The 14,750-nt window shown below is 61.4% G+C and carries 14 protein-coding genes and 1 pseudogene; 2 read left to right on the top strand and 13 right to left on the bottom strand.

The features are described 5' to 3' along the window. Positions 1-185: 185 nt before the first annotated feature. Positions 186-569, top strand: a pseudogene (locus ACR65J_RS09725) (IS21-like element ISMyma9 family transposase); the annotation flags it as partial. A 115-nt stretch (positions 570-684) separates the two neighbouring features. On the opposite strand, the gene ACR65J_RS09720 reads toward ACR65J_RS09725, so the two are convergent. Continuing rightward, positions 685-996 carry a hypothetical protein gene (locus tag ACR65J_RS09720; RefSeq protein ID WP_440168149.1) on the bottom strand — a complete coding sequence of 104 codons (312 nt, stop codon included), beginning with the start codon at positions 994-996 and terminating at the stop codon, positions 685-687. A gap of 1,954 nt (positions 997-2,950) precedes the next feature. Here ACR65J_RS09720 and ACR65J_RS09715 point away from each other — a divergent pair. Then, positions 2,951-3,190 carry a hypothetical protein gene (locus tag ACR65J_RS09715; RefSeq protein ID WP_440168147.1) on the top strand — a complete coding sequence of 80 codons (240 nt, stop codon included), beginning with the start codon at positions 2,951-2,953 and terminating at the stop codon, positions 3,188-3,190. A gap of 239 nt (positions 3,191-3,429) precedes the next feature. Here ACR65J_RS09715 and ACR65J_RS09710 read toward each other — a convergent pair whose 3' ends face one another. From ACR65J_RS09710 to ACR65J_RS09655, 12 genes are all read right to left on the bottom strand, one after another. Then, positions 3,430-3,798 (bottom strand): hypothetical protein, encoded by a 369-nt coding sequence (locus ACR65J_RS09710; RefSeq protein ID WP_440168146.1) that lies wholly within the window; start codon positions 3,796-3,798, stop codon positions 3,430-3,432. A gap of 578 nt (positions 3,799-4,376) precedes the next feature. Then, positions 4,377-5,078, bottom strand: a complete 702-nt coding sequence (locus ACR65J_RS09705; RefSeq protein WP_440168145.1) for a hypothetical protein — start codon at positions 5,076-5,078, stop codon at positions 4,377-4,379. A 110-nt stretch (positions 5,079-5,188) separates the two neighbouring features. Beyond that, a complete protein-coding gene (locus ACR65J_RS09700; protein ID WP_440168143.1) occupies positions 5,189-5,653 on the bottom strand; it encodes a hypothetical protein in 465 nt (154 codons plus the stop codon). Between the two features lie 160 nt (positions 5,654-5,813). Then, on the bottom strand, positions 5,814-6,272 hold the full coding sequence (locus ACR65J_RS09695) for a DUF2199 domain-containing protein (RefSeq protein ID WP_440168142.1): 459 nt from the start codon (positions 6,270-6,272) through the stop codon (positions 5,814-5,816). After that, the gene (locus ACR65J_RS09690) at positions 6,238-6,888 is read right to left on the bottom strand and encodes a hypothetical protein (RefSeq protein WP_440168140.1); all 651 of its coding nucleotides are present in this window, start codon (positions 6,886-6,888) and stop codon (positions 6,238-6,240) included. Before ACR65J_RS09690 ends, ACR65J_RS09695 begins: the two co-directional genes overlap by 35 nt. 140 nt (positions 6,889-7,028) lie before the next feature. After that, positions 7,029-7,781, bottom strand: coding sequence for a DUF4386 domain-containing protein (locus ACR65J_RS09685; RefSeq protein WP_440168139.1), 753 nt, complete (start codon positions 7,779-7,781; stop codon positions 7,029-7,031). 39 nt (positions 7,782-7,820) lie between these two features. After that, complete coding sequence (locus ACR65J_RS09680) at positions 7,821-8,087, bottom strand: DUF8691 family protein (RefSeq protein ID WP_307427566.1); 267 nt, start codon at positions 8,085-8,087, stop codon at positions 7,821-7,823. 197 nt (positions 8,088-8,284) lie between these two features. Then, a complete protein-coding gene (locus ACR65J_RS09675) occupies positions 8,285-10,939 on the bottom strand; it encodes a winged helix-turn-helix domain-containing protein (RefSeq protein ID WP_440168137.1) in 2,655 nt (884 codons plus the stop codon). A 350-nt stretch (positions 10,940-11,289) separates the two neighbouring features. Next, positions 11,290-11,778 (bottom strand): hypothetical protein, encoded by a 489-nt coding sequence (locus ACR65J_RS09670; protein WP_440168136.1) that lies wholly within the window; start codon positions 11,776-11,778, stop codon positions 11,290-11,292. Positions 11,779-11,949: 171 nt separating this feature from the next. After that, the gene (locus ACR65J_RS09665) at positions 11,950-12,669 is read right to left on the bottom strand and encodes a DUF2306 domain-containing protein (protein WP_440168134.1); all 720 of its coding nucleotides are present in this window, start codon (positions 12,667-12,669) and stop codon (positions 11,950-11,952) included. 99 nt (positions 12,670-12,768) lie between these two features. Beyond that, positions 12,769-13,464, bottom strand: coding sequence for a DUF4389 domain-containing protein (locus tag ACR65J_RS09660; RefSeq protein ID WP_440168133.1), 696 nt, complete (start codon positions 13,462-13,464; stop codon positions 12,769-12,771). Between the two features lie 452 nt (positions 13,465-13,916). Continuing rightward, positions 13,917-14,603 (bottom strand): DUF4386 domain-containing protein, encoded by a 687-nt coding sequence (locus ACR65J_RS09655; protein ID WP_440168131.1) that lies wholly within the window; start codon positions 14,601-14,603, stop codon positions 13,917-13,919. Between the last annotated feature and the right edge of the window lie 147 nt (positions 14,604-14,750).

Genomic DNA, 14,750 nt, shown 5'->3' with positions numbered 1-14,750 from the left:
GCCCTCCGCGCCCGGGGGTGGAGGTGCGTAAGCCAGAGGTACACCCCAATCTGACAACGGAATGTCTGGGGGTCTGGACTTCGTTGTAGGAGGGCTCTCGAACTGTCGGTGACGGTCGAAAACTGAGCCATCGTGACGGTTGAAAGCTGAGCCACCTGTTCCAAACGATTGGGTGGGTGATCACAGTGGAGGATTGGGCGCTTATTCGGCGGTTGCATCTTGCCGAGGGTGAGTCGATGAGGTCGATTGCTGCGCGGCTGGGGATCTCCCGGAACACGGTCGCGAAGGCGGTCAGTGCGGAGGGTCCACCGACGTACGTGCGTGCGCCGCAGGGGTCCGGGATCAAGGCGATCGAGCCGGCAATCCGTGCGCTGCTGCTGGAGAATCCGCGGATGCCGGCTACCGTGTTGGCTGAGCGGGTGGGCTGGTCGGGGTCTCCGGCCTGGTTCCGGGAGAACGTGGCAAGGATCCGGCCCGAGTATGCTCCGGCTGATCCCGCGGACCGGATCAGCCGCGAACCCGGGGATCAGGTCCAGTGCGATTTGTGGTTCCCGGAGGTGCGGATACCCGTCGGGATCACCATCAATGGGATCACCTCAACCTCGGCCGGCCGGTAACCCAGCGACTCAAAAAAGAAGGACTCCACCGGAAGCGATAAAGCCCTTCCTTTATGTAGGTCTAATTCTAAGGATTACCGGCGTTCGCCATGATGAGCACGACGACCAGCAGCCAGATGACGCCAGCGATTGTGTCGATCCAGCCTAGGATCTTTCCAAGGGTGGCCGAGTGGTGCAGCGCTTCTGCCTTTCTTGCATTCGAGATCGCGAGGGGGCCGAAGACTATACCAAGAATGAAGAAGCCGATCACACCGAAGATGGTCGCTTTTTCCTTGAACTTCGAGCCCTGAAAATGTTCCAAGGAGTTGTTCTGCTGCACGTTCGGGTAATTCGGGTACTGGTAGGGCTGTTGTTGGCTGGAGCCTTGCGGGTAGGACATGACGGACCTTTCTGAGTGCTGGTTACGCGGGGCTTCCCGCGCTACCGCACCTGTCGGCCGTCGATCGTCCCCCGGCTAGAACATACCCTGCAACGCAGTGCTGGAACAGACTTTGCCCTCGATTTTCGGAATTTGTGCCCGCGATCCAGAGCGAAAGTTCTCCCTCTTCGCCTGCGTTCCTCAAGAATGGCGCAGGAAGTACTCACGAAATGCTCAAGAATTTATCAAGGCGGCGATCCAACCTCGGTCAATGGCATGCGCGCAATAGCTCCACGAACATAACTAAACGGGACGCCCGCCCCCTCCGCCGCACAAAGAAGCCCTCAATAAATGACAATGCGCTATCAGTAATCTACTGGGTATGTCACCGGACCCTTCATCAAGGTCATTTCTTCTTTTTATTACGAATACTAATAGTTTTGCGAAGTCCCGGGCGATGGGAATTTTGTCCCATTGCCCGACCACCTGCTACACATTGTCTACTTGGCTTGACGCGGACCAAATAGAAGGCACGCCCGCGCTATTGGCCTGGACGGTGTTATCCATGCCTTCTCACCGACGCTCGGTGAGGTGCGTGACTACGCCCCCAAAGACCAGGAATACGTCCAGAAATCGGCGCGCAAGTTGCTGGGCTGCGGGGCCGGGGCTGCTGGCACTGCTGGGACAGCCTGGATCGCGGCCATGGAGGTGGGTGCCGTTGCGGAGGTGCGTGAGCACGCCGTCGACCCGAGCAGGATAATCGGCTTCACGACTGCGCCTTTGACCCTCCGCCCTGTGGGCGATCCCTTATCGGACGACTTCAAGTCAGGCGAGCTGTCGACCTCCGGAAGCTTTCAATGCTGACGCAAGAAGTGAAAGACTCCACACATGGCGAATGCTCGGGGTGGTGCGATGTCCAACGAACAGGGGATCCGGAAATACATCCTCGTTTTGCAGTGGCCAGCAACATCTGAAGCGGACTTTGATGCGCTCATCTCGATGGAGGGGGCTCTGCTTCAGTCCGATCTCCTGGATGCATACGGCGTCGTAGATGGGCACGACTTTGGCGCCGGCGAGATGAACATATTTATCCACACCGACCGACCGCTAGAAGCTTTTCAGCACGCGATGACGTCACTGGGCACTGATCCGCGATGGCCCAGTGTACGGGCGGCATATAGGCCGGCAGATGGAGAACGCTATGTGGTCGTTTGGCCGAATGCGCTTCAAGTGTTCTCAGTGTCGTGATGCCAGAGGCCGAAGGTGCGGAATGAGTCTTCGGACCAGTTCGAACATTTGCAGCCTGAGGACGGATGCGCACCTGCTTTTTGCGACCGGCTTCTTTTCGACGATCGCTGACATTCCCCTTGGGCTGTAGAGATTGGCGCCCGTAAGCCGGTGGCCCAACGGACGCAGTGCCCGACAGGGGGTGGCTGAGCGGACGCCGCGTCCGGTAAAGGATGGCCTAACGGGCGCTCCTGCGTTCGATAGGGGATGGACTAACGAGCGCTCTAGCGGCGCAGTAGGCAACCGGCTTATTAAGTGGAAGGCTGTGCCTATCACGGCATCAAGGCCGTAATTCGATGGGGGACGAATATGCAGTGGAGCAAGCCCAGACCAGGCAATCCTTGGCCTCAAGACATGCTGATCAGGGTCACGGACGACCCTCACAATCTGACCCTGCTGCTCTTTATCCGGCACGCGTGGTCCATCGCTGGAGACGTGGAGCTGCCCGAACTCGCCCCTGTGCCGAATACAGGTCGTTCGAGCCTTCCGGCGTCCCCTGGTCGAGCCGAGTGGGAAAGGCGGTGGAAGGAATCGTGGAATCAGGCGTGGCAGTGGTTTGAGATTGAGGATCCATCGCGCCATCCCACGTCCTCTGCCGAGTTCCGGGAGCTGACAGACCCAGCTCTTGGCCTCAATCCTGTTATTCCTCCTTTCTGGACGCAGCAGTACGAATGGGAAGGCTTGGATAGTGACGCCTATCAGGCTTGGGATCAAGGTCTCGTCCCGAAATTCCCTCAAGACGCCGAACGACAGGTCCTTTCCGGCGCTGATCCCAGCATGGGAAAGCGGCATCGACAGCATCATCGTTCTGCCTTATCGCGGTTACTTTGCGCGGCGCATAACCCGCCGGCACGTGGTTGTCTCTGCTGAAGTCAGAAGCACTCCCGAGCAGTACAGCCGGGCGCTAACGGAAAGCATCTCCGCGTAGGCCGCCCGCGGCCGGAGTAACTAGGGCACCTTAAGGCGAAGGAGCCGACACATGTGCCGGCTCCTTCTGGGCCTTGGCCCGACCGGCCAATCAAGGATGCGTCTCGCTATTGGTGGCCTCGGAGGTCGCTTGTGTAGTCGCTCCGGCCATAAGACTGATTCTCCACTGGAAGGCTGGTCTGGTTATCCTCTCCGCGGAGCGCCCGGTGAAGGATCCCTTGTCGGGCGGCATATCGCCTGTCAGGAACAGATATTGAGAAAGCCTGTGGCACCGGGACGAACAAGGAAGGTGACGATGTGGCCATTGTCGTCCCGAAATACAGCCTTTGAACCGGACACGGTCACAACGCCGTCCTGATGGGGGTTTCCCCATCCCGGAGGTGGATTGCCCTGACCGTCGTCCAATGGTGTTTCGGCAATGAAGAATGTGTCCTCGACGCGCAATTCCTTGATTCCGCAGTGGGTATAGAGCCGGCTTGGCATGCCCGAAGCAGCGGGGATTGGTGTTTCCGGGGAGGCTTTAGTCACCGGTGTGGCGGGACCTGCGCACGCACACAGGACAGCCGATAGCGTAAGCGCCAATGATGACAGTCTGACTTTTTCGGCCATTCGACCGCACCCCAATTCCCGATCAGGCTCAAGAGTATGCCGCGGGAAAGAGCGCCACAATGCTAAAGCTGATCACGTTTTCCTCACGGCGTCCGGTAGAGGATCCCTCCACCGGGCGCTTGAGACGCCGGTAGGGCCACCGGCTTCCGGCGCTTGTGTTCAGAGGAATGCAGTGAATTGGGTGGCCTATCGTGTTGCTGACCGCTGTTGTAGGCTGCGGCCATGTCAGAGCCGGAGGGTAAGCGTCTTCAGCCGAGAATGACGCGTGGCAGTTGGCGTCTCTCCGTCTGGTCATCAGGCCTGATGGTTCTTTGTTTCTCCGTCCTGGCAATCTGGAGGTTGACTGCCGTTGATAGGGACATCGCTGCACTGTGGATCTACTGTGCAGTCGTCCTGGCCAATGCGGTCTATTTCCTTTACCTCCTCCGTGTCCGTCGAAACGATGCCATTTTCTGGGTCGATGAAGAAAGGCGGAGAGCAGAGTGGGACCGTCGTGGCAGGAAACTGTGAATCAGCCGGCGTCAACGTTCTTCTAAGGATTCCTTAGCCGGGCGCCGATGAGGTCCGTAAGGGCTGGGCTAGACGATGGCTCCGTCGTTGAGCCGTATCCGCCTGGAGCGGCGCGGGAGCCCGCGCGCCCAGAATGCCATCATGAGGCCGGCTGTCGCGGCTCCTCCCGCTTCAATCCAGGATGACGACCAAGATCCTTCCGGGGTGGGAATCGCAAAGGCAACCACCACCACCGCGAGCCCCAGCAGAACCTCCACGCCGGCCTGCAACGGTCTGGCGCGATACTCGGGGTAGGCTAGCCGGACCAAGGGGATGATCGGCAGTACGAATAATCCAGGGCTGAAGACCACGAAGATCACGTTGAATGTGAAGATGAGCAGGCCGAGCACCAGCAGGCCCAAGAACTTCAGGACTTGCAGCACGGGGAGACGGTTCGTTGGTGTCCATCGGCTCAGCAGCAGCCCCCAGGCGGGCAGTCCAAGAAGCCAGCCGCCGGCCCAGAGGCCCAAGTTCAGCAACGCCAGGACCACGAGCAGGGCACCAGGCAGCAGGAATGCCGCGGCCTGTCGCAGCGACGGACGCCTCCCAGTCGGGACGAAGATGCACGCACCGATCAGGAGATATGCGACCACATACCAGGGCAGGAGCTGTATCACCGGCACCTGGGACAGTCCAAACACCAGCAGCGTCAGCGAGGCGATCATCACGCAGACCCCAGCGAACGCCCAGGGCCGGCGAGAAAGGTTTGGTACGGCATCCCCCAATGTCATGAACCGCACTTTACCGGCTTGATGCGCCCGAAAGCCTTGCCATATGTGACAACCGTGCTGCAGTGATGCAGCGCCCTGTGGGGGATCCGCTTACGGGCCAAGCGCTTCAGCTATTGCTGCATCCCGGAAACCTGCAGGTAGTGTTCGCGTACTTGGAACCAGTCGTTTGGTCCAGGCTTCCCGGGATAGGGCAGTGGTGTCATGGCCAGCCGTAATGAAGGGATGACGCCCACCTGCCATTGGTCTTGGTAAACGATCTGGCCAGGATCACCTGAAATTTTGCGCTCCCATGCGACGTTCTTTGCATCGAGGATGTCAAGGAGGGGTTTAAGGGGGCCTGTCATACCGTCAGCGTGCTCTCTGAACCATGTGACCGCGCCAATGGAGTTCCCATCTCCATAGAATGGGGGGTTTGGCAGGTTCTCCTGGAACCAGGCATCGGCTAGGGCGTAGCGGTATATTTCCTCCTCGCTGAGTCGACCCGTGCGGCGTAGATGGTCCACCGCGACGAATACGCCTACGGGCGCGCCTGTGCGTCCCACATACTTCGCCTGGAACCGCTGGAAGATCGCCACACCCGCATGATTTCACCATCGGGCCTCGCAACACCACCCCAAGCAACGAAGGGTGCTCCATCAGCGAAGCTTCTCATAGAGACGTTCCGGGAGCTGTCCGGTAAGCCGATCCCTTACCGGACGCCTCATGGGCTCCCAGCGGCCGTATTGTTGTTGAAACCTAGCCCATTAACGCTTGATTGATTTGGGCCAGCCGATGCAGCGAAATTCCCGTCTGTTGTTCTCTAACCAAAGGGTGGTCGATGGACGGGTCGAGTACACAACAGGGAACCACTCCTGGTTCCCTGTTGTGTACGTGCGTTGCTAGGGACGTCGTGGGCTGGTCGTAGGGCAGCTCGTTGCATAGCCAGCCGAACACAGGGGGCATCGAGGCTCGCGCGGGGTCATCCCAGTGGTCTGCTATTTTCTGGACGCTTTCTTGGCTGAGTGAGACCCAGGCAGACCAACTAAAGACTTCACCGGGTGCATCAACAAGAGGGATTTCAATGTGTCCTCTAAGGAAGTAATGCCGTTCCCGGGACTGCCCCGGCTTTTGTTGACTCGGGGTCTTAGGCCGCTGTGAGCGCGGTCCGGTTGACGGGGAATTAATTCGGTTCCTCTCCTGCTGGTGACACCGCATTCAACTGGTGGGCAGTGGTTGCTGACCTGCTTTGGAGCATCCAGAGGGCGAGCCAGACGACCGAGGCGCCCAGTAGCGCCAGGGCCAGATCAAGTGCCAGCTCCGGGACGAAGTTGCGTAGCGCGATTGGAATGGTTGCGATGCCGGAGGCGATTGTTGGGATCCGGGGTGCTTTGCCGTCCCGTAGCAGCGCCAGAGAATACAGGATTGATCCGAGTAGGAAGATCATTGAGGCTGCCACAAAGGCTGTTCCGAGCGGACCTGCCCGCAACGTAGCGATCTGGGAGGGGTCGAGTCGGACAAATACCAGGTTGATCACCCATTCCACACCGGTCGCGGCGGCGAGTCCCAGGACGTTCAGCACGAGGGCGACCGCGGAAAACTTTGATGATTGGCGCAGGGCAACCGCGGCTAGACCGATGACCAGAATGATTGCGAGTGCCTGTGCCAGGGGCGCAGCAAGCTGCGTCGCTGAATTGAGTGGAATCAGTTCGGCACGCTTGGCCGCATTGACGAACAGGACCGCGGCTGCGGCCAGGCCCGTAACTGCTGCGAGGCGGACCGGAAACGGGGCAGGTGTTTGTCTGTCGAGAGTTGGGCTGGTGGTAGTCAACATGGGGTTCTTCTTTCGTGGGGGTGTAGCGGATTGCGGCGATGGGACTGGCGCATCCTTTGTCAGGACAGGTCAGTTTCCTTATTGGATGTGAAAGTGCGCATTTAGATCTGATCCTTTTCAGGATGCGGGTGTTTTGATCGTTAGGCGGGGGCGTCACTGCGGGCGGGCGTCGTGACGGCAGGCGCCATTCCTGTCGTGATGGGACTGGGCCTGAAGCCTTTGGCGACCAGCCAAATGCCCAGCGAAAATTCCCAGAGCGCAAGCAGGAGTGCGCCGATCCCGGACAGTATGGACACTGGTCCCCAGAGTCCGAACAGCGTTCCGGCAACAGAAGCGACGAGCAGGGGCGCTCCAATAAATCCCAGCATGGGAAGAATCCGCGGCACCAGCCGCGACTTGTACATCAGGGAGCCCAACAGCAGGGCGTTCAGGGCCGGGAGGAAGCCCTGTCCGAGGACCGTGGTCCAGGTGTGCAGGGAGAGCAATGCCTGCCCTGTGATCAACGCATCTGCTCCGGCTCCGGCCTGCCGCAGGGTCACAATGGCGAGGAGGGCCACGACACCGGCGAAGATGGTGGCGGCCTCCAGTACCCGCACGCTGACGAAGCCCAGCGCGAGCCCTTCGTTCTGCCTCTTGATCACCGGGTACAGCGCGACGCCAGTGCCGATGCAAGCAAGGGCCACGATGATCTCGAGGACGCCACCGAAGATGATGGCGGTGTCCGGTCCCGGTCCGGCGATGTAGTTAGGGTCCGTTCGCACCGGACCGTAGAGAGCGAGTGTCGGGATCGAGATAAAGGTGATCAGGTAGAGCACGCCCGCGGCCAGCGCGGTCTTTCGCAGCGAGCCCATCGGGACTCGTTTCGTTGCTGCTAAAGGGTCGATGCTTGTCATGGTGTCGCTCTCCTTCGTGGAATGCCTGGGAAGCATGAGCTATCGGGGCTCTGTGGTGGACTCGGGCTTGTCGGGTTCAACCTGAGTGACAGAAATCAGCGGCAGGCCGATATCGCGCACTTTTTGGAGCAGACCATGCAGTGCGGCCTGGTCAGCCACGTGGCCGTGGAGGATTGTGGTGCCGTCGTTTTCGTTCGTCAGGCTCAGTGCGTCGAACCAGGCAGTCCACCGGGAATCCAGGTGGCCTTCGAGTCGAATGTCGTACCATCCGGAGTTGTGGTGATGGCCGGTCGGTATTTCGCTCACGGCGCTCCTTTCACTGTGTCCGACTGGATGGACCTCAGCCGGCGTTGCGGCTGTTTCGTTGTCCTGATCGAACGGTAGAAGGAGACCTAATGACCACGCGTCATCACACATGGTGATTAGCGTGGTGATTTATTCACCGGGCCTTGTCATGCCATATTCCGTCCATCCGCGGCGGCCCGGGCTGGCCGGTCGCTGGATCAGGACAACAGGCCCAGTTCTTCGGCCCTGCGGACCGCTGCGCGACGGCTGTTCACGCCGAGCTTGGCGTAGATATGACTGGTGTGCGTCCGCACCGTGTTCAGGGACACCGTGAGTTCGTGAGCGATGCCCGGACCGTCGAGGTCCGTTCCGAGCAGCCGGAGAACGTCCAGCTCGCGTTCACTCAGCGGCTCGATCAAGCCCTGATTGACGGGTGCGGTCTCTTCGGTGTTGTTGTTCATTGCCGTCAGGAGCCGGCGGAGGTAGCCCGGGGCTGTCCGTTGTTTCACAGCCGCCCTGAGCAGTGAAGCCATCGGTGCGCCTTCATCAGCGAAAATACGAACGTAGCCCTCCGGCTCGGACAACGCTGCGGCTCGCTGCAGGAATGCCAGCGCCGCCGGGATGTCCCCTCGCATCTGGTCGGCAAGCGCATGAAGCACGAGGATCTCGATGATGCTTCCCGTTCTCCCGCCATCCTCTGCCGCTTGCAGAAGGCGGCCCAGCAGTCGGATTGCCTCGTCAAGGGAGGGCGTTGAGCGCTCTGCTGTGTGCCGGGCAAGGAGCACCCGGGCAAGAGTGATGTGCTCGAACTCGCGAAGGTAGCTGAGTTCATCTTCCGCTGTCAGGGCCCGCTCCCGCACCCAGCCGAGCGCTTGCCCCAACCGCCCTTGCGCGACCCAGGTCCGTGCTCTCAAAGCCGGCACCGGACGAACATTGGGGAAGTAATCGCTGACGTAGAGCCGGTCAGCCTCAGCCAGGAGGTCGAGCGCTCCGGCCAGGTCTCCTTCCGCCTCCCGGATCCGAGCCATCGCGACGCGCCAGCGATACAGATTTTGCGGCAGCTCGCTGAGGGGACCGAGCTGCTGGCTGCGCACTAAGAGCCGGGCTGCGCCCTGCAGGTCGCCGCGCTCCCGGCAGACCCCGCTCATGCCCACATACATGTCGGCTGTCCCCCGCAGAGCCGATCCGTGCTGTTCAGGGACGCGCTCCAGGGCCCGTTCGTAGGTGCGCATGGCGTCATTGAGATGTCCCTGGGCCAGCCGGATGTCCGCCAGCGCGATCGCGCATCCGAAGGTGTCGGCAAGGTGCCGTGCACGGTGCAGGCCGGCCATGCATTCGGCATACGCCCGATGGGCTGCCTCGAGCTCCCCACGCCCCCAGTAGGCGAGTCCCAGCAAGCCGGATGCGGCGGCACGGCTGAGATGATCCCCCTCAGGTGCAAGCTCAAGTGCACGCTGGGCATGACCCGCCGCCCCGGATCCATCGCCCCGGCCCAGCGCCAGCGCGGCCCGATACACCTCAATCGTCTCGGGAAGGCGGCGAAATTCCTCCTCGTCGGCGACGACCATTTCCGCTGATCGGCCTTGGATTTCCTTACTCGTATCCGTCGGTGACTTCAGCCACCGTTCGACCTCCCGCAGCCGGGCCTCGGCTTCCTCGACATCGCCGCTTACGACCAACGTCCCGACCAGCCCCACGCCCAGCACGGGCCTGACGCGGACCACATCGTCCGGGAGCACCTTCAACCAGCCGCGCAGCACGGCCTCCTGCCGGTTCCGCCGAATGGCGGGAACCGCTAGCTCGACGAGGTGCGCCGCCCGATCGAAATCCTTCGCGGCCACGGCATGGCGGACAGCATCGAAGGCCTGACCATTCTGTTCGTACCAAGTGCTCGCCCGCCGATGCAGAACCGGGAGCTCTTCGCCGGGCTCCTCCAGCAGGCGTGCCCGTAGAACGTCGGCAAAAAGCTGGTGATAGCGATACCACTGACGGCGGTCATCCAAGGGAACCAGAAACAGGTTCGCTCGCTCCAACTCCACGAGCCTGAGCTTGCCGTTGTCCTGTCCGGTGACGGCATCGCACAGCGGGCCGGTAAGCCGATCCAGGATGGAGGTTTCGAGCAGGAAGCGTTGGACATCCTCTGGTTGGCGCTGCAGGACCTCCTCGGCCAAGTAGTCGACGATGTATCGGTCGTCCCCGGCAAAGCCTGCGATGAAGGCGGCGAGGTCTTCGCGACCCTGCATCGAAAGCGCAGCGAGCTGGAGCGCCGCGATCCACCCTTCGGTGCGTCCTTCCAGCGCTACTATATCCCCTGCCGTCAGCTCCAATCCCATGGCGCCGTTGAGGTAAGCCGCCGCCTCGTCCGCAGTAAATCGCAGATCGGCGGCGCGGATCTCGACGAGCTCGCCCCGTGCCCGTAACCTTGCCAGCGGCAACACCGGGTCGGCTCGGCCGGCGATTACGAGATGCACCTGCGGTGGCAGGTGCTCCAGCAGGAAAGCAATCCCGTCGTGTATATCGGGTGCATCGATAACGTGATAATCATCGAGAACCGAGACCACATCGTTCGAGACGGCGTGGAGGTCATTGAGCAGGCTGGCGAGCACCGCTTCGATGGGCGGCTGCGCCGACTGCAGGAGCGAGAGCGCAGCGGCGCCAACCCCATCGGACGCCGTCTTCAACGCCGTGATGAAGTACGTCCAGAACATCGTGGAATCGTTGTCACGCTTGTCAAGCGAGAGCCACGCCGCCGACCATCCATCAGCGGAAGTGGATGCGAGCCACTCCGTCAGCAACGTCGTCTTACCGAAGCCGGCCGGAGCCGACACCAGCGTCAACGTGGACTCCGCTCCACGGTTCAGACGCTCGCTCAACCTCGGACGCTCTGTCAGACCCCGTCGCCGTCTGGGGACGCGGAGCTTGCTCTCAAGCAGTGGGCCCGCCATGACCGCCTCCCCTCTGCAGACAGTGTACGGCTGCCACGACTGGTGCCAACGGCCCATTCCGAGTCGGCAGGGCGAAATGCTCGGCCCGGGTGATCATCAATGTGGACTGTGAACGCCCAGTACTAGCCAGCTTCTACATAGCAAGACATAACCCCGTTCACCTGACCCGGTTTTTCACATCCAAGGATGAGGCGATGACCTGGCTGACGGACGGTCTTTTGCTGACCTGCCACCTGTAGGGCAGGGGTTACGGTTTGGTCGTCATGGTTGGAGGCAACCTATCCAGCCGTTCGTCTCCAGCTGTCCCCGGGCGCCTTCACGAAGCGCTTCCACACGTAGTCCCAGGGCGTCACGGCCAGGATGGCGGTTACAAAGAGAATACTGAAGAGCATGTCGGAGGCGGCCTCGTCCATGTCGTTGGCGATGAGGTGGGGCAGGGCTACGATTCCCAGCCAGAGCACTTTCCAGATCACTTCGAACATGAGAATCGGGAGCATTCCGATGGGGTACCTGAGTCCCAGGAGCGCCAGAAGCGACATCGCTGTCAGAATGCAGACGACTACGCCGTCCATTACCGGCATTGACGCTGCCTGGAGAAGCAGGGGCCATTTGACGATGATGAGCCCTACTGCCATCAGCAGGTAACCGCCCCGCATCATGTGCAGGCGGAAGGTCGGCAAAACCGCGCCGGCCGGGCCGTCCTTCCCGGGTATAACTGTCCGGGGATGATGATTCAGGGGCAGTGAGGATGCGGCGGGCTGTGACATGGTCAGAATCCTTTGATGTTTGGTGGTCCGGCCCGCGGATGCGTTGCCGGGGCCCGTGGCTTTCCGTTATCCGCTGCCGCAGCAAAAATCATGGCCACCTACCTTACTACCGAGCAGTACAGGTGGGGACTTCATAAGATACGTGACGCGAGGGCCGGAACCGGCCCGACGTTACGCAGCTTTGGGCGGGGGCTGGGCGGGCCGGGCAGAAGGGCCGGACGCCGGTCCGGGTCCGTGGGCGCGGCGGTAGATGAAGTACTCGGCTACGGCGAGGCTGAGAACCCATGACGCCCCGATCAGTAGCGCCAGGGTGAGTTCGTCAAATGGTCCTATCAGCAGGATCCAGGGGATGGTTACTACGACGATGGTTCCCTGGGCGATGCCGATGGCGTATGCCCGGGACATCCACTCACTGTGCCGGACGTAGTTCCGGCGCCGCACGGCGATGAATCCCAGGACAATGAAGGCCACCATTGCGGAGCCGAAGACCAGGCGGAGGGCGAGCAGCAGCGGCCCGTCAAGGGGTGGGAGGTCGTAGAAGATTGCCATCCACAGGCCGGACAGGGCGGCGAGCAGACCGGTGGGGGCAAGAGTGCGTCCGGCAATTTTGTGCCAACTGGTCCTGCCGCGCTTGCCCCGGCGAAGCGAGGGAACGAACTGGAACGCCCCGAGCACCAGGTACACGGTGACGGTGGGGATGTGGATCAGGACGGGGATGGGCGAGTCGAAGAACGCGGCGTTATCCGGTGTGATCTGACCTCCCGATAGTTCGGTCAGGCGCAGTCCGCCGGCGATGATCGGGACGAGGCTAAGGAGTATCAGGGAGGAGGGTACAAGCCATCGGGCCCGGGGTGGCTTGGGACGGGAGCGGGGAATGGTTTCGGCTGTCATGGTGTCGCTCTCTGGTGGGTGCGCTCACGCACTCGTCGGGTTGAGTCGGTCCAGGAACCCCCCAGAGTCCCCTTGTGGTTGTGCTGCAACCAGGCTTGGTCACCGCGTGGCCCCGGTCGGCATCATGCAGGTGTGGGAGACCCAGCAGGGTTCGTTGGAGGATCGAGCGCGGCCTTGGTCGAGCCGGAACGGAGGGTACTTGTCACTCATCAAGGCCGCGTACGTGATGGTCCGCACGGTCCAACGGTTAATGCCCATCAGCAGGTCGAAGATCCCAAGACGGTAAACGCCGGTGAAGAGCAGGATGACTGCGGCGATGCATGCCAGCAGGCTCAGCACTGAGATGCTCGCCGTCGATGACGATGACACGCTTCCTGTGAGGGCGGTGACGATGAGTAGTTGTGGCAAGGCGAACAGCCAGGACTTGAAAAGTACCTTCCAGTGCGAGAGCTTCACCGGGTAGGCAACGTCCAATTCCGCCGGATAGTCGCTGCGGGCGAGGGTGAAGGGCGGATAGCGGTCCGTGGCAAGGGCGCCGTATGCATAAAGCGTCACGCGCCAGTTCCAGCGGAGTACTCCGACGGTGAATTGGAAGAGCGAGGCCGGATAGCGGCCGGTGAACAGGATCGCAAAGCCAGCTGCCACGGTCACGACCAGGAATGCGACCCACAGCAGGGCAAGGATGATGTAGTGGGGAATAACGAGGATCCATTTGGCCAGCCAGAGCCATCTCGACAGCCCCGGGTCAAGGTGCCCGGTAAGTTCGGACGGTTCGTTCCCAATGCGGTCGGCCACCTGCGAGGCCCCGGGCGCGATCCCTCGTCCCGGGCCCCCGGCTCCCGGCTCCCAGAAGAATTAGGAGTACCGCCGTGCCGATTAGTAGGAGCGCGGTGGTGAGTCCATCCATTTCCCGCGGAAGCGAACGGTAGGCCGACAGCGCACCCACCGCGGCGAGTCCGAGCAGGACCCCCAGCATCAGGATGGCCATGGGCAGCGCGGGCATTCTGGCTACTGGTGAATTGGGCCCGCGGGCAGGATTGTCGGGCATTGACGTGGACATGGCTTGCTTCTTTCATAAAGGGCTCACGGTTGGAGTGCCAAGAGCCGGCGACCGGATTAACCGCCCGCCACAGCACAGGTTTCGTACTGCGTACGGTCAACATACCGTACCTAGTACGAACACGCGATAGGGAGAGGGGCGGACAGGTACCGTTACCGCCGGGGGTGTGGCTCAGTGGGGCTGATATTCACGCGATGCGCCTGTGTATCGGACCGCCGTCAACGACCGTCCCGGCGTGGCGGAAACCGCGGGCGATGAGCCAGATACCGAAGACCACTTCAAATAGCCCTCCGGGAACAGCTCCGATGAGACCCGCACCTTTGACGCCCAACAGCTCCAACAGCGAGCCGGCGGCAAAGAACGCGTATCCAACAAAGCCACATCCCGCCAGGAATCTGGGAGTCAGGCCTGAGCGGAAGAGGACCGCGCAGAAGAATAGGCTGCCGATTCCAAGTCCGGACATTGCGACGTTGTAGGCGACGAAATTCCCGGAGATCGCGGCTGAGCCGTTGAGTAACAGCAGGCAGCCGACACCGACGGCGAGGCCGATGCCCTCAAAGATCCTGGTGGCCAGATACCCCAAGGCAACGGCCTTGCTGTGCGGCTGCAGGATGGGGAGCATCAGCACGCCGATGCCAATGACGACGAAGGAATTGGTGAGCATGAGCGCGGCGCCGACGACGAGCATTGCTCTGGAGCTTTGGTCAACAGACCCGGCCAGATTCGTTGCGATGGCGTTGCCGATCCCGTAGGTCAGGAAGCCCGCAAGAAAGAGTGTCCCGACGATCCGGGCTGTCGCCCGCACGCTTCGGGTTAACGGCCGCTTAGGGATGCTGGGTTGCCGGAGGTATCCGCTCGGCATTGAGGCTGACATGGCTTTCTTCTTTCGGGAATGTCTGGCTGGGGGTGGTGTGCAGGTTCGGTCCGGCGGGAATTCGACGGGTCCCCTGCCGAATGACAGTCGCCGGCCAGTCTTAGTCGCGCTTTTGGCCGCTTGGACGGGGTTCCGTGTAGGGAGGTT

It is taken from the genome of Arthrobacter sp. SAFR-044 (genome assembly GCF_059414985.1).
Note: the sequence above shows the minus strand (reverse complement) of the source record. Positions and strands in the feature narration are given on the sequence as shown.